This is a genomic window from Streptomyces sp. NPDC005483 (assembly GCF_040606035.1).
Classification (GTDB): Bacteria; Actinomycetota; Actinomycetes; order Streptomycetales; family Streptomycetaceae; genus Streptomyces.
Window position 1 is genome coordinate 76,705 of record NZ_JBEXEA010000006.1, and the last position, 22,909, is coordinate 99,613.

Annotated in this window: 21 protein-coding genes; 7 read left to right on the plus strand and 14 right to left on the minus strand. The window is 71.4% G+C overall.

The features are described from left to right. Positions 1-2 precede the first annotated feature (2 nt). From ABZT06_RS13700 to ABZT06_RS13725, 6 genes are all read right to left on the minus strand, one after another. Positions 3-2,627, minus strand: a complete 2,625-nt coding sequence (locus ABZT06_RS13700) for a nitrate- and nitrite sensing domain-containing protein (RefSeq protein ID WP_355739549.1) — start codon at positions 2,625-2,627, stop codon at positions 3-5. 152 nt (positions 2,628-2,779) lie between these two features. Further along, on the minus strand, positions 2,780-3,175 hold the full coding sequence (locus ABZT06_RS13705) for an OB-fold domain-containing protein (protein ID WP_355739552.1): 396 nt from the start codon (positions 3,173-3,175) through the stop codon (positions 2,780-2,782). Then, positions 3,172-4,332: a thiolase family protein gene (locus ABZT06_RS13710; protein ID WP_355739555.1), complete on the minus strand. Its 1,161-nt coding sequence runs from the start codon at positions 4,330-4,332 to the stop codon at positions 3,172-3,174. Before ABZT06_RS13710 ends, ABZT06_RS13705 begins: the two co-directional genes overlap by 4 nt. Then, positions 4,329-5,903 carry an AMP-binding protein gene (locus ABZT06_RS13715; RefSeq protein WP_355739559.1) on the minus strand — a complete coding sequence of 525 codons (1,575 nt, stop codon included), beginning with the start codon at positions 5,901-5,903 and terminating at the stop codon, positions 4,329-4,331. The genes ABZT06_RS13710 and ABZT06_RS13715 overlap by 4 nt, the downstream gene beginning before the upstream one ends. Positions 5,904-5,928: 25 nt before the next feature. Next, the gene (locus ABZT06_RS13720; RefSeq protein ID WP_355739562.1) at positions 5,929-7,419 is read right to left on the minus strand and encodes an aldehyde dehydrogenase family protein; all 1,491 of its coding nucleotides are present in this window, start codon (positions 7,417-7,419) and stop codon (positions 5,929-5,931) included. A gap of 104 nt (positions 7,420-7,523) precedes the next feature. Further along, positions 7,524-8,666 carry an acyl-CoA dehydrogenase family protein gene (locus ABZT06_RS13725; protein WP_355739565.1) on the minus strand — a complete coding sequence of 381 codons (1,143 nt, stop codon included), beginning with the start codon at positions 8,664-8,666 and terminating at the stop codon, positions 7,524-7,526. A 101-nt stretch (positions 8,667-8,767) separates the two neighbouring features. Here ABZT06_RS13725 and ABZT06_RS13730 point away from each other — a divergent pair, with 101 nt between their 5' ends. Genes ABZT06_RS13730 through ABZT06_RS13755 form a run of 6 tightly spaced genes read left to right on the plus strand, consistent with a single transcriptional unit; the run spans position 8,768 to position 14,146 of the window. After that, on the plus strand, positions 8,768-9,523 hold the full coding sequence (locus tag ABZT06_RS13730) for a 3-oxoacyl-ACP reductase family protein (protein WP_355739569.1): 756 nt from the start codon (positions 8,768-8,770) through the stop codon (positions 9,521-9,523). A gap of 1 nt (position 9,524) precedes the next feature. Beyond that, positions 9,525-10,304 carry an enoyl-CoA hydratase/isomerase family protein gene (locus ABZT06_RS13735; RefSeq protein WP_355739571.1) on the plus strand — a complete coding sequence of 260 codons (780 nt, stop codon included), beginning with the start codon at positions 9,525-9,527 and terminating at the stop codon, positions 10,302-10,304. Positions 10,305-10,331: 27 nt separating this feature from the next. Further along, positions 10,332-11,486, plus strand: a complete 1,155-nt coding sequence (locus ABZT06_RS13740) for a CoA transferase (protein ID WP_355739574.1) — start codon at positions 10,332-10,334, stop codon at positions 11,484-11,486. A gap of 31 nt (positions 11,487-11,517) precedes the next feature. Then, the gene (locus tag ABZT06_RS13745; RefSeq protein WP_355739577.1) at positions 11,518-12,429 is read left to right on the plus strand and encodes an SDR family NAD(P)-dependent oxidoreductase; all 912 of its coding nucleotides are present in this window, start codon (positions 11,518-11,520) and stop codon (positions 12,427-12,429) included. Then, on the plus strand, positions 12,426-12,974 hold the full coding sequence (locus ABZT06_RS13750) for a DoxX family protein (RefSeq protein ID WP_355739580.1): 549 nt from the start codon (positions 12,426-12,428) through the stop codon (positions 12,972-12,974). The genes ABZT06_RS13745 and ABZT06_RS13750 overlap by 4 nt, the downstream gene beginning before the upstream one ends. Before the next feature lie 14 nt (positions 12,975-12,988). Continuing rightward, positions 12,989-14,146, plus strand: a complete 1,158-nt coding sequence (locus ABZT06_RS13755) for an acyl-CoA dehydrogenase family protein (protein WP_355739583.1) — start codon at positions 12,989-12,991, stop codon at positions 14,144-14,146. A 23-nt stretch (positions 14,147-14,169) separates the two neighbouring features. Here ABZT06_RS13755 and ABZT06_RS13760 read toward each other — a convergent pair whose 3' ends face one another. The 8 genes from ABZT06_RS13760 to ABZT06_RS13795 all read right to left on the minus strand — a co-directional run bounded on the left by ABZT06_RS13760 (position 14,170) and on the right by ABZT06_RS13795 (position 21,663). Next, the gene (locus tag ABZT06_RS13760) at positions 14,170-14,607 is read right to left on the minus strand and encodes a glutaredoxin domain-containing protein (RefSeq protein WP_355739585.1); all 438 of its coding nucleotides are present in this window, start codon (positions 14,605-14,607) and stop codon (positions 14,170-14,172) included. Between the two features lie 110 nt (positions 14,608-14,717). After that, the gene (locus ABZT06_RS13765; RefSeq protein WP_355739587.1) at positions 14,718-15,833 is read right to left on the minus strand and encodes an acyl-CoA dehydrogenase family protein; all 1,116 of its coding nucleotides are present in this window, start codon (positions 15,831-15,833) and stop codon (positions 14,718-14,720) included. Next, on the minus strand, positions 15,830-17,059 hold the full coding sequence (locus tag ABZT06_RS13770) for an acyl-CoA dehydrogenase family protein (RefSeq protein WP_355739590.1): 1,230 nt from the start codon (positions 17,057-17,059) through the stop codon (positions 15,830-15,832). The genes ABZT06_RS13765 and ABZT06_RS13770 overlap by 4 nt, the downstream gene beginning before the upstream one ends. Positions 17,060-17,084: 25 nt before the next feature. Further along, a complete protein-coding gene (locus ABZT06_RS13775; RefSeq protein WP_355739593.1) occupies positions 17,085-18,233 on the minus strand; it encodes a thiolase family protein in 1,149 nt (382 codons plus the stop codon). After that, complete coding sequence (locus ABZT06_RS13780) at positions 18,230-18,679, minus strand: OB-fold domain-containing protein (protein WP_355739596.1); 450 nt, start codon at positions 18,677-18,679, stop codon at positions 18,230-18,232. The genes ABZT06_RS13775 and ABZT06_RS13780 overlap by 4 nt, the downstream gene beginning before the upstream one ends. A 1-nt stretch (position 18,680) precedes the next feature. Continuing rightward, on the minus strand, positions 18,681-19,592 hold the full coding sequence (locus ABZT06_RS13785; protein WP_355739598.1) for an SDR family oxidoreductase: 912 nt from the start codon (positions 19,590-19,592) through the stop codon (positions 18,681-18,683). 14 nt (positions 19,593-19,606) lie between these two features. Beyond that, positions 19,607-20,332, minus strand: a complete 726-nt coding sequence (locus tag ABZT06_RS13790; protein ID WP_355739601.1) for a hypothetical protein — start codon at positions 20,330-20,332, stop codon at positions 19,607-19,609. Further along, positions 20,332-21,663, minus strand: coding sequence for a phenylacetate--CoA ligase family protein (locus ABZT06_RS13795; RefSeq protein ID WP_355739603.1), 1,332 nt, complete (start codon positions 21,661-21,663; stop codon positions 20,332-20,334). Before ABZT06_RS13795 ends, ABZT06_RS13790 begins: the two co-directional genes overlap by 1 nt. A gap of 158 nt (positions 21,664-21,821) precedes the next feature. Here ABZT06_RS13795 and ABZT06_RS13800 point away from each other — a divergent pair, with 158 nt between their 5' ends. After that, positions 21,822-22,901, plus strand: coding sequence for an amidohydrolase family protein (locus ABZT06_RS13800; RefSeq protein ID WP_355739606.1), 1,080 nt, complete (start codon positions 21,822-21,824; stop codon positions 22,899-22,901). The last annotated feature ends 8 nt before the right edge of the window (positions 22,902-22,909 follow it).

Here is a 22,909-nt window from a genome sequence, read left to right on the forward strand (position 1 = left end):
GGTCAGTCTTCCGTCGGGAAACTTCTGCGGGTGGGCGGGGCGTCGGCGGTGCCGCGGTCTGCCGTGGGGGTCGTACGCCGGGCCCGGGACTGCCGTTGGAAGGCGCCGATGGTGGCGCCGGAGCGGGCCGGGGTGGGCCGCGACCCGGCCTCCCGCTCGTCCGAGGGGGTCCGTACGGCCGCGTCCGGGTCACGCAGTTCGTCGGCGAGGCTGGCCTGGCGCACGCGTTTGGGCAGCGGTTGCACGACGTCCGGGGCGGCGGTCCGGGGCGGTGCGCCGAGGGCGGCCGGTGTCGGATGTACCGGCGCGGGGTGGACCGATGCGGGGTGGGCGGACACAGAGTGGGCCGGGTGGACCGGTGCCGTGTGAACCGGTGCCGTGTGAACCGGTGCCGGGCCGAAAGGCTGGGACGGGAGGCGTCGGCGCGGTGTGCCGGCCGGGTCCGTATCGTCACTCGCGACCGGCGCGCCGGGCTGCTGCGGTACGGGACGGGGACGCGGTGGGCCGTTCTGCAGCCTCTCCCGCAAGGCGGCCGCGCCGGGCGTTGCACCGCTCGTGGCAGGGCGTTGGACGCGTGGGTCGGGGCCGTGAGCCGCGACCGGTGCCGCCTCGACGGCCGACGCCGCCGGGTCGGGCGCGGGCGGCCAGGAGCTGACGACCTCGTCGACGGGCCCGGAGTCGTCGATGACGACCAGTTCGTCCGGGATGAGGACGACCACCCGGGTGCCGCCGAAGGCCGAGGGCCGCAGTTCCACCTGGATGCCCAGACCCTGCGCGAGCCGGGCGACGACGTACAGGCCGAGCCTGACGTCGTCGGCCCGCGACATCACGTCCATGCGGGGCGGGTCGGCCATCATCTGGTTGACCGCCTCGTACTGCTCGGCGTCCATGCCCACTCCGCGGTCCTCGATCTCCACGGCGAGACCCCGGCCCACCTGGGCGGCGTACACCTCCACGGGGGTCGGCGGCCGGGAGAAACCCACGGCGTTCTCCATCAGCTCGGCCAGGACGTGGATGACGAGACCGACGGCACGTTCGGAGAGCCAGACGCGGCCCTGCACCTCGATCTGGATCCGCCGGTAGTCCTGCACCTCGCTCTGCGCGGAGCGCAGCACGTCCAGCACCAGCACCGGCTTGCGCCAGCGCCGTTGGGGCTGGCCGCCGCCGAGGATGACCAGGTTCTCCTCGTAGCGGCGCAGCCGCGCGGTGAGGTGGTCGAGGTCGAAGAGGTCTTCCAGGACCTCGGGGTCCTCGTGTTTGCGCTCCAGTTCGCTGAGCTTCTTCATCTGCAGGCCGATGAGCAGCTGGGTGCGGCGGGCGATGCGCTGCAGGAGCTTCTCGAAGCCGTGGAGCTGGCCCACCTGGGCCACCGTGGTGTCGAGGGCGGTGTGGCGGGCGAGGTTGAGGGCCCGGCCCAGCTGTCCGAGTTCGTCGCCGCCGTGCTGGATCGCCGGGAGTTCGGCGTCCGGGTCGACGACCTCGCCCCGGCGCAGGCGGGCCACCACGTCCGGCAGCCGGGTCTGCAGGTCCAGGGCGGCGGTGCGCAGGGCGGAGATCCGGCGGCGCAGCATGCGGGTGAAAAGGACGGTGATCAGGGCGACCACGAGCACGCCGACGGCGTTGGTGACGCTGGTGACGATCAGCCGGGTCTCCATCGTCCGCAACTGCCTGTCGGTGGCGGACGTCAGTGTCTTCGCGTAGGCGGCGTTGCGTTCCTGGAGTTGCGCGGTCACCTGCTGGACGCTGTCGCGCCAGTTCCGCCCGAGCTCCTTGGAGAACCGGTCCGTGTCGCCGCCGGTGGCGGAGCCCGCCAGCACGGCCTGTTCGACGGCGGTCTTCCTCTTCCACGCGCGGCCCGCCATGAGCTTGCGGAACTGCCGCGCCTCGTCGTCCGACAGCAGCGGCACGACCTTGTCGTCGTAGATGAACTGCTGGGAGCCGATCCAGGCGGCGAGCTGTGCCCGCTCGTCACCGGTGAGCTTGCCGCTCGCCGAGGCGCGGGTGAGCAGCGCGTCCTGGCGCGAGATCATCTCGGCGCCCCAGTCCTCGTCGATGACCGGGCGCACGAGGTGGTCGATGCCGGGCAGGCCGACGGTGCTGAGCGTGTTGAACACCTTCAGGTGCCGGGAGATCAGACCCGTGTAGCTGTCGAACGTCTGCTGCGGCGAGGCGGTTCGCCCGTCGACGCCCGCGCGGTAGCCGGCCAGGTTCCGCAGGGCCCTGCCCAGGTCGACGACGTCACCGCGAATGTCGGCCGGTGCGTTCCAGCCGCTGTCGGGCAGCGCCTCGACGGCCTTCACGGCCGCGTCGGTGCGGGCCCGCTGGGCGCTCAGCTGCTTCCGGTACCCGGCGGGGTCGGCCAGGGCCGCCTCACTGAGCCGGCGTTCCTCCTGGAGGCTGAAGAAGGCGCCCAGTACCGGCCGGGCGGCCTGCGTGGACACGTCGTTGCGGTCCTGCTGGCGCCGCCAGTCGGAGTAGAGCTGTGCGGAGTCGACCGCCCACAGCGCCACCAGGGTCACGATGGGCACCAGGGCCAGGACGAGCAGGACGGTACGCAGCGCAGGCTGCCGTCCGGCTCGGGGTTCCCGCCGGCCCTGTCTCTTCGACTCTCGGGCATGCACTGCCACTTCAGGACCTCAGCGATGCTCACAGGGGCGGGCCGCCCCACTGGGGCCCGCACGATGCGGGAGATGCTATCGCTGGAAACCGCTAACTCAATACACTTAGAGTAATCGGTGTTTAAATTATGGTGAGGTGGTGAGCAGCCCGAGGGGGCCGTTCACCCCTCCGGTACGAAGTACGGCAGCGCGATCTCGTCGGTGAGGGCGCGGAAGTCCACGCGGACGCGCAGCCCGATGACAACGTGGTCGGGGTCGCCCGCGTCCACGTGCGACAGCAGGGTGCCCCCGTCGTCCAGGTCGACGACGGCCAGCGCGAAGGGCGCGTCGAAACCGGGGCCGGGTGCCCGGTGCACGACGGTCACCGAGTAGACGGTCCCGCGGCCCGCGCTCGGCGCGTACCGCCACTCCCGCGACAGACAGCCGGGGCAGGCCGGTTCGGGGACGAAGAAGCGCAGGCCGCAGGCCGGGCACTGCGGCACGACGAGCTCCCCGCGCCGGGCGGCCTCCCAGAACGGCCGGGACAGCTCGGTGGGGACGGGGACGGGCCGGTTCATCGCATCCTCCCCAGCACGCTCATCTCGTAGTGCTGTGCTCCCGAGCCGGCGTTGCCCACGACGGCCAGTTCCGCGCCCTCGACCTGGTGCACCGCCGTGCCGCGCAACTGCCGTACGGCTTCGACGACTTTGAGCGTCATCTGCTGGGTGCCGTTCCACGCGTAGGCCAGACAGCCGCCGTCCGGGTTGACGGGATGCTTGCCGCCGACGGTGATGGCACCGCTCGCGGCGAGCGGACCGCCCTCGCCCTCGCCGCACAGTCCGAGGATCTCCAACTGCCGGATGATCTCGAAGGAGTTCGGGTCGTACAGCGAGAACACGTCCACGTCGTGCGGGCTCACACCGGCCATCGCGTACGCGCGGGTCGCGGCGTCGTGGCCGAGCGCGCCCACCTCCCGGTGCAGGGCCGGGTTGGCGTACGCGGCCTGGTGGTACTCCATGCCGCCGCCGAGCACGGCGACGGGCGGGTGCGGCAGGTCGCGGGCCCGCTCGGCGGTGGTCACGACGAGCGCGGCGCCGCCCTCGCCGACGATGCAGCAGTCCAGCAGGTGGAAGGGGGTGGCCACCATGCGGGAGGCGAGTACGTCCTCGGCGGTGTAGGGGCCGCGCCCGTACATCATCGCCTCCGGGTTGGTGGTGCCGTTGTTGCGGATGGTGGCGGCGACCTCCGCGAGCTGGCGCGGGGTGGTTCCGTACTCGTGCATGTGCCGTGCCGCCACCAGCGCGAACTGGGCGACGACATAGCTGCCCCACACATCGGCGAACTCCAGCGCCACCCCGGCCCCGACGGGTCCCGTCCCGCGCGAGACCAGCTTGCAGCCGCCGACGACGACGGTGTCCGCGAATCCGGCCCGGATCGCCGCCGCCGCTTTCAGCAGGCCCCGCGAGCCGGCGTTGTCGAGCATCGAGTCGCTGGTCCAGCGCAGGTCCCGGCCGAGCATGCGCGCCCAGGAGCTGCCCTCGCCCGGCACGCCCCCCGGGCCGGGCCAGTCGACCTGGGCGCCGTCGACGTCGTCGGGTGTCAGCCCGGCGTCCGCGACGGCGCCGCTCACCGCTTCCAGCGCGAGGTCCATGGCGTCCCGGTCAGGGAGGGACAGCGCCTGTTCGGTGGCGTACACGCCGACGACGACCGGGAGGCGGCGGTCCGCGGGGTTCATCGTCCCGCGCCGAGCGTGTCGCCGCCCGGGTAACCGCCCCCGCCGAACCGCTCGTCGAGCACCTCGTAGTCCTTCGCGTAGTCCTTGGTGCGGGGCAGGGCGTCCACGAACTCCACCGTCTTGGGCTTCTTGTACGAGGCGATCCGCGCCCGGCAGTGCTCGATGACGTCCGCCGCCGTGACGTCCCCGGCGTCCTGGTGGAGTACGACGACCGCCTTGACGTCCTGCGCCCAGCGCTCGTTGGGCACGCCGATCACGGCGGCTTCCTTCACCGCGGGGTGCGCCTCGATGCAGTTCTCCACCTCGGCCGGGAAGATGTTCTCGGCCGCAGACTTGAGCATCCGGGTGGTCGTGCCGAGGAAGCTGATCGTGCCGTCGGCCTCGCGCCTGCCGAGGTCGGTGGTGTGCCACCAGCCGAAGCGGAAGCGCTCCTCGTTGATCTCGGGCCGGTTCCAGTAGCCGAGGTGCACGAGGTCGCCGCGGACACAGATCTCACCGGCCACGCCGGTCGCGCACTCCTCGCCGGTGCTGTCGAGGATGCGTACGGCGGTGAAGGGGCCGGGGCGTCCCGCGTTGCCGGTGCCCGTGCCACCGTAGGCCCCGGTCACGGCGAAGCCGGTGACCTCGGTCTGCCCGTAGCCGCGGCCCTCGCCGCCGCCGTTGCGGGTGAAGCGGCTGGTGTCGGTGGGCACGGTGCCCTGCCACAGGGGGGCGGCGACGCTCGCCCGCAAGTGGGAGAGGTTGTGGCCGGCCTCGCGGTTCAGGGCGACGAGTTGCGCGATGGTCGGCGGCATCAGGTAGGCGTGGGTGCACTTCTCCGCCGCCAGGAGCGGGAGCAGTTCCTCGGCGACCACGCGGCGCACTATGACGTTCTTGCCGCCGTGGACGAAGGCCGGGACGCCCCAGAACTGGTAGTTGCCGATGTGGAACATCGGTCCCGCGCCGAGGAAGGCGGCCTCCGCGCCGATGTCCCCCATCCAGGCGGAACTCGCGCCCATGGCCAGCAGGTTGCGGTGCGAGAGCATCGAGCCGGACTGCCGTCCGGAGATCGCCGCGGTGTAGATGACCAGCAGTGGGGAGTCGGGGTCGACGTCCGCGGCCGGGTCCTCGGGTGAGCCGGAGGCCAGGAAGGACTCGTAGGAGTCGGGCCCGTCGGTGTCGTGGCGCAGCCACAACGCCCGGTGGTCGGTGCCCAGTTCGGCCCGTGCCTTGGCGACGGTGTCGCCGATCTCCTCGTCCTGCCAGACGATGACCTTGGGGTCGAAGTCCTCGACGGCGAAGGCCATTTCGGGAGCGGCCCAGCGCCAGTACCCGGGGCAGACCATGGCGCCGGTCTTCGCCGCGGCGCCCAGCAGCTCCCAGATGCGGAAGGAGTTCTGGCCCAGCCAGAGGATGCGGTCGCCGGGGCCGACGCCAGCGTCGGTGAGGGCGTGGGCGAGGCGGTTGGTGCGCTCGTCGAGCTGGGGCCAGGTCAGCCGGGTGTCGCCGTCGACGAGGGCGACGCCGTCCGGGTAGGACCTGCGGTGTTCGCGGATGAGGTCGCCGAACGTCAGGCGGCGGGCGGGATTCACGGTCGATGACTCCTGTGGGATCTCGTCAGACGCGGCCGACGCCGACGCCCTTGACGTGGATGAACTCCTCCAGTCCGGCCCTGCCGCCTTCCCGTCCGAACCCGCTGGTGCCGACGCCCCCGAAGGGTGTGGCAGGTGAGGTGATCGGGTTCGGGCCGGGGTTCACGTAGACCGTCCCGGCCTTCAGGCGCGGCACCAGACGGTTCACGCGGGCTATGTCGCGGGACTGGATGTAGGCGGACAGGCCGTACTCGGTGTCGTTGGCGAGGGCGACGGCCTCCTCCTCCGTGTCGAACGGGGTGAGGGCGAGGACCGGGCCGAAGATCTCCCGCTGGGCGAGGTCGCTCTTGTTGTCGACGTCGGCGAAGACCGTCGGGGAGACGAAGCAGCCGTCGGATTCGATGCGCTCGCCGCCGAGGACGAGGCGTCCCGCGCCGTCCTCGACCGCCTGGTCGATCACGCCCTGGACGCGGTCACGGGCGGCCCGGTTGATCAGCGGCCCGATGTACGTCGACGGGTCGAGCGGGTCGCCCACGGGCAGGTGGGCGACGACCCCGGTGACCCGGGCGACCACCTCGTCGTAGATCGGGCGCTCGACCAGCAGGCGGGTGGGCAGTGCGCAGCCCTGGCCGGTGTTGCTCATGGCGAAGGCCGCGCAGTACGGCACGACGGTGTCCAGGTCGGTGTCGGCGAAGAGCAGGTTGGCGGACTTGCCGCCCAGCTCGAACAGGACGGGCTTGAGGCTCTGGGCCGCGGACGCCATGATGCGGCGCGCGGTGGCGGGACCGCCCGTGAAGGAGATCTTGTCGACACCGGGGTGCGTCACCAGGGCCTCGCCCGCGTCGCCGAGTCCGGTGACGACGTTGATCACGCCGTCGGGGATGCCCGCTTCACGGGCCAGGTCGGCGAAGAGCAGGGCGGAGAACGGCGTGGACTCGGCCGGCTTGATGACCACGGTGTTCCCGGCGGCGAGCGAGGGCGGGACCTTCATCGCCAGGGAGAGTGCGGGCGAGTTCCAGGTGATGATGTGGCCGATGACGCCGTACGGCTCGGCGAGGGTGTACTCGACGTTCTCGTGCGGGCTGTAGGCGGCCCCGACCATGCCCTCGATCTTGTCGGCCCAGCCCGCGTAGTACTCGGTCCACTCGGCGACGTGGGGTCCGACGTTCTCCGCCCAGCCGCCGATGCAGACGCCGTTCTCCAGCGGGCAGATCGCCGCGAAGTCCTGGATGTGCTCGCGCAGGAGCTGCGCGAAGCGGGTGAGCAGGCGGCGGCGCTCGGCGGGCCGCATGGGTCCCCACACCTCGAAGGCCTGCCGGGCGGCGGACACGGCCCGGTCCACCTCGGCGGGCCCGGCGAGCGGGACGAGGGCCTGGACGAGTCCGGTCGCGGGGTTGATGTGCTCGTACAGCCCGCCGCTGGTGTCGTGCAGGTCCTTGCCGCCGATGACGAGCCGGGGGCGCGGCAGGTCCTGCTCGGCCCGTTCCTGGTGCAGTTTCACATCGACCGTGACCACGGTGCCTCCTGGAGCCCGCCGCCCTGACTTGCGTACAGCTTAAATAGATAACCTATTTAGCCGAACCAATCAATGGCCCGGATCGCGAATCACCGTCCCGGCTTTCACAGCCCCAGCGACCGCCCGACGATCTCCTGCATGATTTCCGAGGTGCCGCCGAACACCCGCTGGACGCGGCTGTCGCGCCAGATGCGGGCGATCTCGTACTCGTTGATGTAGCCGTAGCCCCCGAAGAGCTGCATGCAGCGGTCGATGACCTCCCAGCCGGTCTCCGTGGTCCAGTACTTGGCCGCGGCGGCCTCCTCGGCCGTCAATTCGCCCTGGACCAGGGCCATGATGCAGCCGTCCAGGAAGACCCTGGCCACCCCCAGCTTGGCCTTGATGTCGGCGAGGGCGAACCTGTTCGCCTGGAACTGCCCGATGGGCCGGCCGAAGGCGGTGCGGTCCTTGGCGTACTCCAGCGCGAAGCCGAAGGCCCGCTCGGCGGAGGCGAGCGCGGCCACGGCGATGGCGAGCCGCTCGGTGGGCAGGTTGCCCATCATGTGGTAGAAACCGCGCCCTTCCTGCCCGAGGAGGTTCTCGGCGGGGACGCGCACCTCGCGGAAGAAGAGTTCGGCGGTGTCCTGGGCCTTCATCCCGATCTTGTCCAGCTTGCGTCCGCGCTCGAAGCCCTCGGCGCCGCGTTCCACGACGAGCAGGCTGATGCCCTTGTGCCCGGCGTCCGGGTCGGTCTTGCAGGCGACGACGACCAGGTCGGCGAGGATGCCGTTGGTGATGAAGGTCTTGGAGCCGTCGATCACCCACTCGTCGCCGTCGCGGCGGGCGGTGGTGCGGATGCCCTTGAGGTCGGACCCGGCGGCGGGCTCGGACAGCGCGAGCGCGCAGATCGTCTCACCCGCGATCACTCCGGGGAGCCAGCGGGCCTTCTGTTCCGGGGTGGTGAGGTGCATCAGATAGGGCGGGAGGACGTCGTTCTGCAGGCCGAGCCCGATGCCGACCGCGCCCGTGGCGGCCATCTCCTCCGCCATGATCGCGTTGTAGCGGAAGTCCCGGATGCCCTGGCCGCCGTACTCCTCCGGGAACTCCCAGCCGATGAGCCCGGCCTTGCCCGCCGCCGCCCATGCGGCCCGGCCGACCTGCCCGTCACGCTCCCACTCCTCGGTGTGCGGGACGCATTCCCGCAGGTAGTAGGAGCGGGCGGTCTCCCGGAACAGCTCGTGCTCCTCGGTGAAGATCGTACGGCGCATGCTCGGCTCCACTCCTGCATCTCACGTGCTCTGCATCTCGCTTATTTAGCTGAAGTAGTTATACGATAGCGCTGTTTCTGGACCTGGGCGAGGGAGGGCGCGTGAGCGTACGGGACAAGGTGGCGCTCGTCACCGGGGCGGGACGGGGCATCGGCGAGGCGATCGCCGACACACTGGCCGCCCAGGGCGCATCGGTCGCCGTCTGCGACGTGGACACCCAGGCCGCGGGCAAGGTCGCGGCCCGGCTCACGGAGCGGCACGGGGTACCCGCCACGGGAGTCGGCGCCGACATCTCCGACAGCGCGGCCGTGCGTGCGGCGGTGCGGCGGGTGACGGCCGAACTCGGCCCGGTGGACGTGCTGGTGAACAACGCGGCCATCGACGTCATCGGCCGGTTCGTCGACAGCGACGAGGACACCTGGGACCGGATCATCGCCGTCAACCTGCGCGGGACGATCACGATGACCCGGGCGGTGCTCGACTCGATGATCGAGCGCGGCGGCGGCCGGATCGTGCACATCGCCTCGGACGCCGGCCGGGTCGGCTCCTCCGGTGAGGTCGTGTACTCCGCGACGAAGGGCGGCGTCATCGCCTTCGGCAAGGCCCTCGCCCGCGAGGTCGCCCGGCACGCCATCACCGTGAACACCGTCTGCCCCGGACCGACCGACACGGCGCTGCTCGGCCAGGTCGCCGACTTCAGCCAGAAGATGTACGACGCGACCGTACGGGCGATCCCGCTGCGCCGCGTCGCCCGGCCCGCCGAGATCGCCGGCGTGGTGTCCTTCCTCGCGTCCGACGACGCCGCCTACATGACCGGGCAGACGCTCTCGGTCAGCGGCGGCCTGACGATGGTCTGAGGTGAGCACCGTGCTGCGTGTCGAACTCCGGGACCGGATCGCCGTGCTGACCCTCGACCGGCCGGAACGGCTCAACGCCGTCGGCTCCGAGACGGTGGACCTGCTCACCCGGGCACTGGACGACCTGCGCGACAACGACGACGTACGCGCCCTGATCGTGGCCGGAGCGGGCCGGGCCTTCTCGGCCGGTGCCGACCTGGGCGAGATCGAGTCGTTCACCTCCCCCGGGCAGTTCCGGGCCTTCGTGGGGCGGCTGACGCAGGCGTACGCACTGCTGGAGGAGTTTCCCAAGCCCTCCGTCGCGGCGATCCACGGGTTCGCGTTCGGCGGTGGTCTGGAGCTGGCGCTCGCCTGTGACCTGCGGGTCGTGGAGCGTGGCGCCAGGCTGGGCCTGCCCGAGATGAAGCTCGGCGTGCTGCCCGGCGCCGGCGGTACGCAGCGGCTCCCGCGCCTGGTGCCGGCCGCGATCGCCAAGCAGATGATCCTCACCGGCGAACCGATCGACGCGGAGCGCGCCTGGCAGCTCGGCCTTGTCAACGAGCTCGCCGAACCCGGTGGAGCACTCGCCGCCGCCGAGAAGCTGGCCGGCGGGCTGACGGCCGGGGCGCCGCTCGCCCTCGCGGCGGGCAAGCGGCTGGTCGACTACGGGCTCGGCATGGACCTGGAGGCGGCGATCGCGTACGAGCGCGAAACCGTCTCGGTGCTGTTCACCACCGAGGACCGGGCCGAGGGACTCAAGGCCTTCCGCGAGCGCCGCCCGGGCGAGTTCCGCGGCGTGTAGGCGTTTCTACATATCTGGAGGTGGGCCGTGCGGCCACTGGAAGGCATTTCCGTCGTCGAGCTGGGCATGTGGGTGGCCGCTCCGGCCGCGGCCACCATGCTCGCCGACTGGGGAGCGGACGTCGTGAAGGTGGAGGCACCGACCGGCGACCCCAACCGGTACACGCTCAAGCACGTCGGCCAGGACATCGACAGCGCGCCCCCGTTCGAGACCGACAACCGCGGCAAGCGCGGGATCGTCCTCGACCTGCGCTCGCCCGACGGCAAGGACGTCCTGGAGCGGCTGCTGGAACGCGCCGACGTCTTCGTCACCAACCTCCGCCCGGGCGCACTGGAGCGCCTGGGGCTGGATCCGGACGAGCTGCGCGAGCGCCACCCCCGGCTGGTCGTCGGAACGCTGACCGGATACGGCTGGACCGGCGCCGAGCGCGACCGCGCCGGATACGACGTCTCCGCCTTCTGGGCGCGGCCCGGCATCGCCGCCATGCTCAACCCGGCCGGGGACCCGCCGCCCGGTATCCGCCCCGGCCTTGGCGACCGCACCGCCGCCGCCAACCTGGTCGCCGGCGTGCTGGCCGCGCTGCTCCGGCGCGAACGCACCGGTGAGGGCGGCGTCGTCGACGTCTCCCTGTTGCGTTCCGGTACGTACGCCAACGGCAACGACCTCGCCCTGCAGAACTTCTTCGGAAAGCGCGGCCGTACCCGTCACCGCACCGAACACGAGTCCCCGCTCTACAACTGCTACCGGGCCGCGGACAACCGCTGGTTCTGGCTGGTCGGCCTGGAGGGCAACCGGCACTGGCCCGGCGTCGTCAAGGCGCTCGGCCGCGAGGACCTCTCGGACGACGAGCGGTTCGCGACCGGCAAGGCCAGGCGCGGCCACGTACGCGAGCTGATCGCCGTGTTCGACGAGGAGTTCGCGAGCCGGCCGCTGGACGAATGGGCGGCACGGTTCGACGCCGAGGGCGTGTGGTGGGCGCCCGTGCAGACCCTGGCGGAGGTGTCCGCCGATCCACAGGCGGAGGCCGTGGGGGCGTTCGTCGAGCAGCCCGGGATGGGCGACGCGCCGCCGCTGCGGACCGTGGCGACCCCGGTGCGCTTCTGGGGCGTGGACGAGAAGCCGCGCACCGGCGCGCCGACGCTCGGCGAGCACACCGACGACGTACTGCGCGAACTCAACTGACCCGACACATCTGCTGCTTTGGAGGTACGGCGTGGGCATTCTCGACGACAAGGTCGCCATCGTGACCGGCGGTGGCCGGGGGCTGGGCCGGGCGCACTGTCTGGCGCTCGCCGAGGCCGGCGCCACCGTGGTCGTGAACGATCTCGGCTCGGGCGTACACGGTGAGCGCACCGGGGACTCCCCCGCCGACGACGTGGTCGCGGAGATCACCAAACTCGGCGGCCTGGCCGTCGCCAACCACGCGTCGGTCACCGACTGGGCGGCCACCGAGACGATGGTGGCGGACACGGTCGCCGAGTTCGGCCGACTGGACGTCATCGTCAACAACGCGGGCATCGTGCGCGACCGGATGCTGTTCTCGATGAGCGAGGCCGAGTTCGACTCGGTGATCGCGGTCCATCTCAAGGGCACGTTCGCGCTCACCCGGCACGCGTGCGCGTACTGGCGCGAGGCCGCCAAGCGCGGTGAGCGTGTCACCGGCCGCGTCATCAACACGACGTCCGGGACCGGCCTCTTCGGCAACCAGGGCCAGTCCAACTACGGTGCCGCGAAGGCCGGAATCGCCGGGCTCACCGTCCTGACCGCCCTGGAGATGGGCAAGTACGGCGTCACCGCCAACGCCATCTCGCCGATCGCGGCCACCCGGATGACGGACGGGCTGGCCGTCGGCGAATCCCTCCGGGCCACCGGTGACTTCGATCCGCGCGATCCCGCCAACGCCTCGGGAGTCGTCGTCTACCTCGCCTCCGACAACGCGGCCTGGCTGACCGGCCAGGTCCTGCGGATCGAGGGCAACCGGCTGAACCGGCTGCAGGGCTGGACCGTCGCCGCGGTCCACCCGAGCGAGTCAGGACAGGCCCTCACCTACGACGAACTCGTGGACGCCGTACCGCGGTTGTACGGCGTCGCACCGGCGGGCCGGGCCACCGGAGCGGGCCAGTGAAGGGTCATGACGCCGCCGCGCTCGTCCTGCGGGGCACGCTCGGCCCGATGCTGTTCGCCCACGGCTGGAACAAGGTCGCGGGGCCGGGCGGGCTCAAGGGCACGACGGGATGGTTCGAGGCGCTCGGCCTCAGACCGGCCCAGGTGCACGCGCGGATGGCGGCCGGTACCGAGATGGCGGCGGGGATCGGCATCACCCTGGGGGCGGCCAACCCCCTCCCGGCGGCCGCCGCCGTCGGCCTGATGGCCGTGGCCGCGCGCACCGACCACCGGGGCAAGGGCTTCTTCGTCTTCAAGGGCGGCTGGGAGTACGTGGGTGTGGTGGGCGGCGCGGCCGTCGCGCTGGCGGGTCTGGGCCACGGGAGCTACTCCCTCGACGGGCTGCTGCGTCGGCAACGCGCAGGTGTGGGGCCCGCGTTGCTGGCGGCGGGACTCGGTACGGCGAGCGCGGCGGCGCTGCTGGCCGTCTGCTACCGGCCCGAGCGCACGCCGGACGCGACCCCACCGGGCTCGCCCCCACCGGACGAGACACAAGCGGATCACTAGGTAAGGGAGTCGACATGGACGCGGCTGACTTCAGCGACGTGCTGTCCGAGGTCCGGCGTTTCGTCCGGGACCGTGTCGTGCCGCTCGAGGCGGAGATCGACGAGAAGGACGAGATGCCCGCGGACATCCGCGAGGCGGCGAAGAAGATGGGCCTGTTCGGCTTCGCGCTGCCCGAGGAGTACGGCGGGCTGGGGCTCTCGATGTACGAAGAGACTCAGTTGATGTTCGAACTCGGTTACACGACACCGTCGTTGCGCTCGATGTTCGGGACGAACAACGGCATCGCCGGACACGTCCTGATGGTCGGCGGCACGGAGGACCAGAAGGCGGAGTGGCTGCCGAGGATCGCCTCGGGCGAGGTACTGGCGTCGTTCGCGCTCACCGAACCGGACGCGGGCTCCGACCCCTCGACGCTCACCACGAAGGCATATCTCGACGGCGACGAGTGGGTGATCAACGGCGCCAAGCGGTACATCACCAACGCCCCGCTCGCCGACGTCTTCATGGTCTTCGCCCGCACCGACCCCGACGCCCCGCGCACCCGCGGCATCTCGACCTTCCTGGTCCCCGCCGGCACTCCGGGTCTGACCGTGGCCCCCCGGGACCACAAGATGGGCCAGCTGGGCGCGTGGACGGCGGACGTGTACTTCGACGACGTACGGGTGCCGGCCTCCGCGCTGGTCGGCGGCGCGGACGGGCTCAACCGGGGCTTCTCCACGGCGATGGGCTGCATCGCGCACGGGCGGGTGCACATCTCCGCGCTGATGGTCGGGATGGCCGAGCGCCTGGTCGACGAGTCGGTCGCCTACGCAAGCACCCGCAGGCAGTCCGGACAGCTCATCGGCTCCTTCCAGCTCGTCCAGGGCCTCATCGCGGACTCGCAGACCGACTACTACGCGGGCCGGGCCACCGTCCTGGAGGCCGCGCGCGCCTTCGACGCCGGGACCGACACCAAGATCGGCCCGTCGTGTGCGAAGTACTTCGCGAGCGAGATGGTGTGCCGGGTCGCCGACCGCGCGGTCCAGGTCCACGGCGGCGCGGGCTACATGCGCGGGGTCGCGGTCGAGCGCTTCTACCGTGACGCCCGACTGTTCCGCATCTACGAGGGCACCAGCCAGATCCAGCAGGTCATCATCGCCAAGGCCCTGCTGGGCGAGGCGGCGCGCGGCTGAGCTCGTCCGCGTGGGACTCGCGGTCAGGCGGATCGGGAGAGCTGTTCGCGCACCCACGCGGGATCGGGATTGACGTGGGACCGGCCGGCCACGACCACGGTCGGCACGGTCTCGTCGCCGTCGTTGACCGCCCGCACCGCCGCCGCGCCCTCGAGGTCACGCCAGATGTCGACCCAGTGCGCCCGGCGGGCCCGGCGGCCCAACCGCATGCGCAGCCGGAGGCAGTACACACAGCCCGGCCGCCAGAACACGACCGGCCGGCCGTCGGCCGCGCTGCGGCGTCGCGCCTCCGCCGCGTCGATCGACCTGGGGAAGACCAGGGGCGAGTTCACCCCCGCGAGCAGCGTGAACAGCAGCAGGAGTACCACGGCGGTGCCGGGGTCTTCGTCGAGGAGCAGCCCGACCGCGAGGCCTGTGCCGCAGAGCAGGAACAGGATCGGCAGGAGCCAGACACGCGTCATGAGCACGAAGACTAGGCGACGCGCCGGACCATCCGACGGACGGAGTCGTCGAGAGGGCCCCGGGGACGTCCGAAGCCCCGGGACCCTCTCGACGGCTGACAGCTCGGTCGTCAGATGCCGAGCCGGTCCAGGAGGCGTTCGTGGTAGATCGCCGGTCCGCCGAAGAGCAGCTGGGAGGACTTGGCCCGCCGGAAGTACAGGTGCGCCGGGTGCTCCCAGGTGAAGCCGATGCCGCCGTGGATCTGGATGTTCTCCATGGCGGCGAACATGTACGCCTTGGAGCAGCTCGCGTGCGCGACCGCCGAGGCGACCGGGAAGCCGGCGGAGCCCTCGGCGGCCAGCAGCGCGGCCTCCCGTGAGGCGGCCTCGGCGAGTTCGGTCTGGACCAGCATGTCCGCGCACTTGTGCTTGACGGCCTGGAAGGAGCCGATGGGCCGCCCGAACTGATGCCGGGTGCGGGCGTACTCCGCGCTCATCTCCAGGCACCGGCGCGCCCCGCCCGACTGCTCGGCGGCGAGCCCCACGGACGCGATGTCGAGGACGTCGGCCATGATGCGCCCGCCCGCGCCTTCCGCGCCGACAACCGTCGCGGGCACGGCGTCGAACGTCAGCCGGGCCATCGCCCGGCTGGCGTCCAGGGTCTCCATCGCCTCGGCCGTCACTCCGGGGACCGTTCGGTCCACCGCGAAGAAGGTGGGTCCGGCGACGGTGCGGGCGACCACGAGGATCAGGTCGGCCGTGGTGCCGTCGATGACGAAGCTCTTGCGGCCGCTTATTCTCCAGCCGCCGTCCCCGTCCGGGATCGCGCGGGTGGAGATCAGGGCGGGGTCCCAGGACCCGGCTTCCTCGGCGACCGCGAGAGTGGCGGTGGTCCGCCCGGCGGCGATGCCGGGCAGATGGCGTGCGCAGGCCTCGTGGTCTCGCGTCGCCAGCAGTGCCTGGACGGCCAGGACGACGGTGGCGAAGAAGGGGGCGCAGAACAGGGCGCGGCCCATCTCCTCCAGGACGACGCCGAGTTCGACCGGTCCGAAGCCGTCACCGCCGTACTCCTCGGGGATGGCCAGGGCCGGCAGGCGCAGCTGGTCGGCGGCCTGCGCCCACACCTCCGGGTCGAAGCGGGGCTCGCTGTCGAGGAGCTTGCGTACCGCTTCCTCGGACGACTTCGCCTCGAGGAACTCCCGCACGGACGCGCGGAGTTCTTTCAGCCCGCTCTCGTCGACGCTCATGCGCGTGCCTCCTTGGGCAGACCGAGGACCCGCTCCGCAAGTATGTTCTTCATGATCTCCTCGGTGCCGCCGAGGATGCGCAACGCCGGTGTGGCCAGCAGGAGTTCGGACCAGGAGTACATGCCCCAGCGGCCGGTGTCGGCGATGATGCGCGGGCCGAGGCACTCGGACACGAAGTGGGCGGCGCGGGTGAGGTTCTGGCCGTACATCAGCTTGGCGACGGACCTCTCGGGACCGGGGGCGATCCCGGCCCGAAGGGTGCGCTGTGCGCGGTCGTTGAGGTAGCCGGTGGCCATCGCGTCCACGAGGAGTTCGGCGAGGCGTCCGCGCAGGGCGCGGTCGTCCCAGGTCCAGGTGGCGCGCATGAGGGCCGAGAGGTGGTCCGGGGACAGGGCGGCGGCCACCGGGCCCGCGCCCTCGCTGCCGACCGTGTTGCGCTCGTTCATCAGGGTGGTCAGGGCGACCGTCCAGCCGCCGTCGATCTCACCGAGGCGGTGGTCGTCGGGGATGCGGACGTCGGTGAGGAAGACCTCGTTGAAGTCGGCGCCGCCGGTCATCTGACGCAGCGGGCGGACCTCGACGCCGGGGGTGTCCATGGGGACCAGGAAGGCGGTGATGCCGCGGTGCTTGGGCGCGTCGGGGTCGGTGCGGGTCAGCGCGAGGCCGATCTGGCTGTGGTGGGCGACCGACGTCCACACCTTCTGCCCGTTGAGCACCCAGTCGTCGCCCTCGCGGACGGCCCGGGTCGCCACGCTCGCCAGGTCGGATCCGGCGCCGGGTTCGCTGAACAGCTGGCAGGCGATGGCGTCTCCGCGGTACATCGCGGGCAACCATCGCTCGCGCAGGGCGGGTTGGGCGTGGGCGAGGATCGTCGGTCCGATCATGCCGAGGCCGACCACGCCGAGCACTCCGGTGTCCGGGACGTCGTACTCGGACTCGATGCTGTCGTAGAGCAGGTCGTGGACGGGGGTCAGGCCCCGGCCGCCGTACTCGGGCGGCCCGGTGATCCAGCCGAAGCCGTTCTCGTGGCGGGTGCGCTGCCATGCGCGCGCCCGCCGCACCTGCTCCGCCTCCTCCTCGGGCGGGAGGCTGCTGAAGTACGCCATCGAGTCGTCGCCCTCGCCCCAGGTGACGGCGGCGCGGTCGGCGGCCTTCGCCGCGTGGGCGTCGAGGAAGGCGCGCGCCTCGGCGGCGAAGTCCTGCATGTCCTGCGATTCGTGTGCCAAGCCCATTGCGGGGTCCCCTGTGCTTTCAGGTCGAGAGGATCGTCACCGCCGACGCGCCCGGCGCGCCGTACAGGTGGGTGTAGCCGACGCGGGGAGTGCCGGAGATCTGCCGGTCCCCCGCCGTACCGCGGAGCTGGAGGACGATCTCGTGGATCTGCCGGAGGCCGGAGGCGCCGATGGGTTCGCCGTTGCCGAGCAGTCCGCCGTCGGTGTTGACGGGGAGCCGGCCGCCGATCCCGGTGGCGCCCTCGGCGATCAGGCGTTCCTGCTCGCCGTCCTTGCACAGGCCGTTCTCCGCCATGTGGATGATCTCCGACCCGGCGTCGGTGTCCTGGAGCTGGGCGACGTCGACGTCCTCCGGGCCGATGCCCGCGCTTTCGTAGGCCGCCCGGGAGGCGTCCACCGTGGGGCTCTCGACGACCTCGCCGACCGGGAACGAGGGGCTCTGCACCTCGAAGGCGCCGAGTCTGCGGCTGCGCAGGGCGGTGGCACGGACGCGTACCGGCTTCCCGGTGTACTTGTGGGCCTGGTCGGCGCGGCACAGCACGATCGCCGCGGCGCCCTCGTTCGGGCCGCAGTACATGAACTGGCGCAGCGGGTAGTTGAGCACGGGCGAGGCCAGGACCTCCTCCGGGGTGAGGGGGGTCCGGCGCCAGGCCTTCTCGTTGGCGGCCGCGTTGCCGAAGTTCTTGGAGGCCACCCGGGCGAGCGTCTCGTGCGAGATGCCGTGCTCGTGCATGTAGCGGTTGATCTTCATGCCGAAGAAGTGGGTGGTGAGGAACAGACCGGTCTGCCCGTACCAGGAGGGGATGCCGGCCACGGACGGGTCGGCCGCGAAGGCGCCGCGCGGGTGTTTGTCCAGGCCGATCGCGATGGTCAGGTCGTGCTCGCCGGTCTCGATGGCGCGGGCGGCCAGCGCGATCGCCGTGCCGGCGGTGGCGCAGCCGTTGAACACTCCGCGCAGCGGAATGCCGGTCAGACCGAGGCGTCCCACGATGGCGTCCGGGTTGGCGACCTCGTAGCTGCCGATGTAACCGCCCTGGATCTGCGGCCAGTTGACGCCCGCGTCGGCCAGCGCGAGGCGTACCGCGTCCGCGCCCATGTCCAGCGCCGGCTTCCCGGGGAAGCGCCCGAAGGGGTGGAGGCCCACTCCGATGATGACGGCCTCGGTCACGATGTCTCCTCCTCAGCCGGGGTGAACGCGAACGTGACGACCTCGGTGCCGTCGTCCCGGACGGTGTAGGGCACGAGCGTCAGCCGCATGGGCTGACCGATGCGCAGCTTGTCCGGGTCGGGTTCGGTGAGCCGGGCCTCGACCAGCAGTTCGCCGGGGAGTTCGACGTACCCGACCGCGTAGGACTCGAAGGCCGCGGGTCCGTCGTACGGCGGGGACGGCGGGCGGAAGTCCTGGGTGGTGAACGTCCACAGGGTGCCGCGGTCGGCGAGCAGCCGCTGCTTGGACTCCGTGCTCGCACACCGCACGCAGGCGGAGGCGGCCGGGAAGCTCACCAGGCCACAATCGGCGCATTCGGAGCCGATGAGCCGCAACGGGTTCTCGTCCCCGGGAGGCCAGGTGAACAGGTCCTCGGCGACCGGCAGTTGTTCCGTATGAGTGCTCATCTCAGGCCCCGTTCCGGTTGCCGAGGGCGTCGGCGTTGGGTGCCGCCTTGGCCACCAGGTTCGGAACGACCGAGGACAGCTCCTCGGGGGTCCACCGGTTCTCCGAACCCACGCCGGGGCCGTTGACCCAGCCCTCCAGCACGGTGATCCGGTTGCCGACGACGCCGAAGACCCGGCCGGTGACCTCGCGCGAGGCGGCCGAACCGAGCCACACCACGAGCGGCGAGATCGCCTCCGGGGTGAGGTCCTGGCGCTGTGCGGCCTGCCGCATCATCTCGATGTCCTCGGTCAGCCGGGTGAGCGCGGTGGGCGCGATGGCGTTCACCGTCACGCCGTAGCGGGCGAGTTCGGCGGCGGCGATGATCGTGAGGCTCGCGAGGCCGGCCTTGGCCGAGCCGTAGTTGGACTGCCCGGGGTTGCCGAAGATGCCGGACGGGGAGGTCGTGTTGATCACCCGGGCGTCGTTGGCGTGACCGGACTTGGCGCGCTCACGCCAGTAGGCGGCCGCGTGGTGCAGGGTCGCGAAGCTGCCCTTGAGGTGGACGGCGAGCACGCTGTCCCAGTCCTGCTCGGTCATCGACACGATCATCCGGTCGCGCAGGATGCCGGCGTTGTTGACCAGCACGTCCAGGCCGCCGTAGGTGTCCACGGCCTGCCGGACAAGGCGGCCTGCGCCGTCCCAGGTGGAGATGTCGTCCGTGTTGGCCACGGCCTCGCCGCCGGCCGCGACGATCTCGTCCACCACGGTCTGCGCGGGTCCGGCCGAGGCGCCCCCGCCGTCGCGTGCGCCGCCCAGGTCGTTGACCACGACCTTCGCTCCGTGCGCGGCGAAGGCCAGGGCGTGGGCCCGGCCGATGCCGTTGCCGGCTCCGGTGACGACCACGACACGGCCGTCGACCACTCCTTCGGACATCCTCGACTCCTCGTTCACAGTGGCTGGTCGGCTCGGGCTTCGGCGAACAGCACGCGCGGATCCTCGCTGCCGCAGGCGCACCGCCCGGCGACGACCCGGCCCGCGATGCCGAGCGGGGTCTCGGGCAGGGCTGACGTGCGCTGCCCCCCGGCGGCCAGGAACAGGTGCCCGTCACGCTCGCCGACGCGCCATTCGGCGGGGTTGACGTGGGCGCCGCTCCGCTCGGGGCACTCCAGGGCGAGGGCCGGTCCGAGTGCCGAGAACAGACAGGCGGCCACGCCCACCGCACGCAGCATCGGCACGGCGGCGGGGCGCGCCAGGACGACCGAGGTCGGCCGGAACATCTCTCCGATGTCGGCGGTCCCGGCGAGTCCCTCCAGGGTCTCGGCGGACAGGCCGATCACCGCGTGCGGTCGCAGCTCGCGGTGGAAGACGGAGGTACGGCGGTGGTCCCAGCCCATCGCCTCGGCGATGCCGTACGTCACCTTCAGCGCGCGGAGCGCGCCGATGACCGCGTGTCCCCAGAACCCCTCGAAGCCCGAGGCGGTCAGCAGGGCCCGCTGTCCGGCGGCGAGGCCGTGCTCCCGCAGCCGGGCGGTGGCCCAGTCGGTGTCCCGGGCGAGCTCGGCCCAGGTCAGTTCCGTCTCCCGGATGCCGTCGGCGGTGGGGAAGCGTACGAGGTAGGCGAGTTCGGGGCGCTCCAGCAGCCCGGCCCGCGACAGGGTGTCGGCTCGGGTCATCAGCTCTTCACCACCCGGGGGAACTTGGCGACGCTCGTCATGGTCTTCAACAGGTCCTCCTCGGTGCGCAGATCGAGCACAGGCTTGACTCCGGTGCGGGTCCGCACGGCCTCGGTCAGCCGGCCTGCCAGGGCGTCGACGTCCCCGGTGAGTGCGGGGTCGTAGCCGACGCGCAGCCGCAGTTCGTCGACCTCGCGGCGGTCCCGGACGATCTGGAAGACTCCGGCGACCGTCTCCGGCTGGTCCTCCACGGCCTGCCAGATGTCGCGCAGCACCACGGAGCGCCCCTGGACCAGCGTCTCGTCGCCGCTCCGTCCGGCCACCCACATCCGGGCGTGGGTACGGCCGCACCCGCAGGTGTCGCGGGACAGGCGGACCAGGTCCTCGCTGCGGTAACGGATCAGCGGTGCCGCCCGGTTGTCCAGGTCGGTGGCGACCAGTTCGCCCAGGTCGCCCTCGGGGACGTCACGCCAGCCGCCCTCCCTGCCCTCTCCGACCTCCACGCACTCGGCGAAGACGGTGTCCTCCCACAGGTGGAAACCGTCGTGCTCGCGGCACTCCCAGGCGGTGCCGGTGTCGGCGGCGCTGGTGTACTCGTAGACGTCGATGCCCCAGTCGTCCCGGATCCGCTCGCGCATCTTCCGGCTCAGCGGCTGGCCGGCGCAGGAGGCGCCCTTGAGGGAGGAGAACGCCTCCCGCAGGTCGGTCTTCTCCGCCAGGTGTTCCAGCTCCACCATCTGCGGATACATCATCTGGAGATAGGCCGGCCGGTAGGTGCGCAGGGCCTCGACGACCTCGTGCATCTTGCCCATCCAGGTGTCGACCTCGATCACCACGGCGCCCAGCGCCTGGTAGCCGGGGTCCATGAGGTTGCGGAAGGTGCCGGGCGGGCTGAGCACCCGGTCGCCGGGCCGCAGGCCCAGTTCCCACAGGTCGCGCACCTGCGCGGTGACCAGGGGCGGGGCGTCCTGCCAGATCTCGGCGAAGAACTCCGGATCGCCGGTGGTGCCCGAGCTGGAGGAGACCGAGGTCAGTTCCTCGACGGGGACGCAGAGCAGACCGCCGAAGGGGTCGCCGGTGCGGGCCCGGTAGGCGCGCACCATGTCCTTGGTGATGAACGGGATCCGTGCCCGGAAGTCGTCCAGCGTGCGGATGTCGCGCGGGTGCGCCCCGTGCTCGTCCCACAGCTCCCGGTAGAAGGCGGAGTTGGCGTAGGCGTACTCGACCAGCTCGACGACCTGTTCCTCCTGCCGCGCGCGCAGTTCCTCGCGGGGCATGGTCTCCACCTGGGGCTCGAAGTACCTGTCTCCGGGGTCCCTGTCACCCACCATGACGCCTCCTCGCGGCTCGGTGCCCAGATCTTGCAACTAACAGCGCAATCAGTCAACTATTTGGACGGATTCAAGGCGAGGGTCGGCATCTCCTTCCCTTCGGCGCCCCATACAACTAAAATCGCTAACTGATTACATCCATTGCCCTGAGGAGCGTCATGACGAAGATCTGGGTCAACTCCGGGGACTCCCACGTGATGGAACCCGCCGACGTGTGGACCGAGCGGCTGCCCGCCCGGCTCGCCGCCCGGGCACCGCGCAGCGAGCGTGGCGAGAAGTACGAGATGCTCTACATCGACGGCGAGCGCATCGACCGCCAGCTCGGCGACTTCATGGACGCCATGCGCCCGCCGGGTGCCTGGGACCTGCAAGTACGGCTCAAGGACCTCGACCAGGAGGGCGTCTGGTCCCAACTGGCCTTTCCCTCCATGGGGTTCTGGCTCGTGTCGATCACCGACCGGGAGCTCGCCCGGGAGACCGTACGGGCGTGGAACGACTGGGCGTACGACGAGATCCTCAGCAAGAACAAGCGCGTGATCACCACCGCCTGCGTCTCGACCGCCGACATCGACGACGCGGTCGCCGAGCTGGAGCGGGCGGCCGAGATGGGCTTCAAGGCGGTCTTCCTGCCGTGCTCGACCCGGGAGGGCGAGGAGTACGCCCTCGAGCGCTGGGAGCCGCTGTGGACCGCGGCCGAGCGGGCGGGCGTGGTGCTGGGCTTCCACATCGGCACGGGCGGCCAGAATGTCGTCTTCCGCGGGCCCGGCGGCGCGGTCGTCAACTACATGGAGACCACCTACCCGGGCATGCGCGTGGTGTCCCACCTGGTCGCCGGCGGTGCCCTCGACCGGCACCCGGATCTCAGGATCCTGATCGCGGAGGGTGGCGCGGGATGGGTGCCGGCCATCGGTGACCGGATGGACGAGGCCTACCGCCAGCACGGCATGTTCGTGCGGCCGAAGCTGAGCCGGCTGCCCAGCGAGATCATCCGGCAGCAGGTGTACGCGTCCTTCCAGCACGACAAGAGCTCGGTGGAGATCGTCGAGTCGACCGGCTACCGCAACGTGATGTGGGGCGACGACTACCCCCACCTGGAGGGCACCTACGGCCACACCCAGTCCACGCTGCACGACCTGTTCGACGGCGTGTCGGACGACATCCGCGACCGGGTCACGCGCGGCACGTTCAACGAGCTGTTCAAGCTGCCCGAGCAGACTCCCCAGGAGGCGGCCGTCTGACCGGCGGC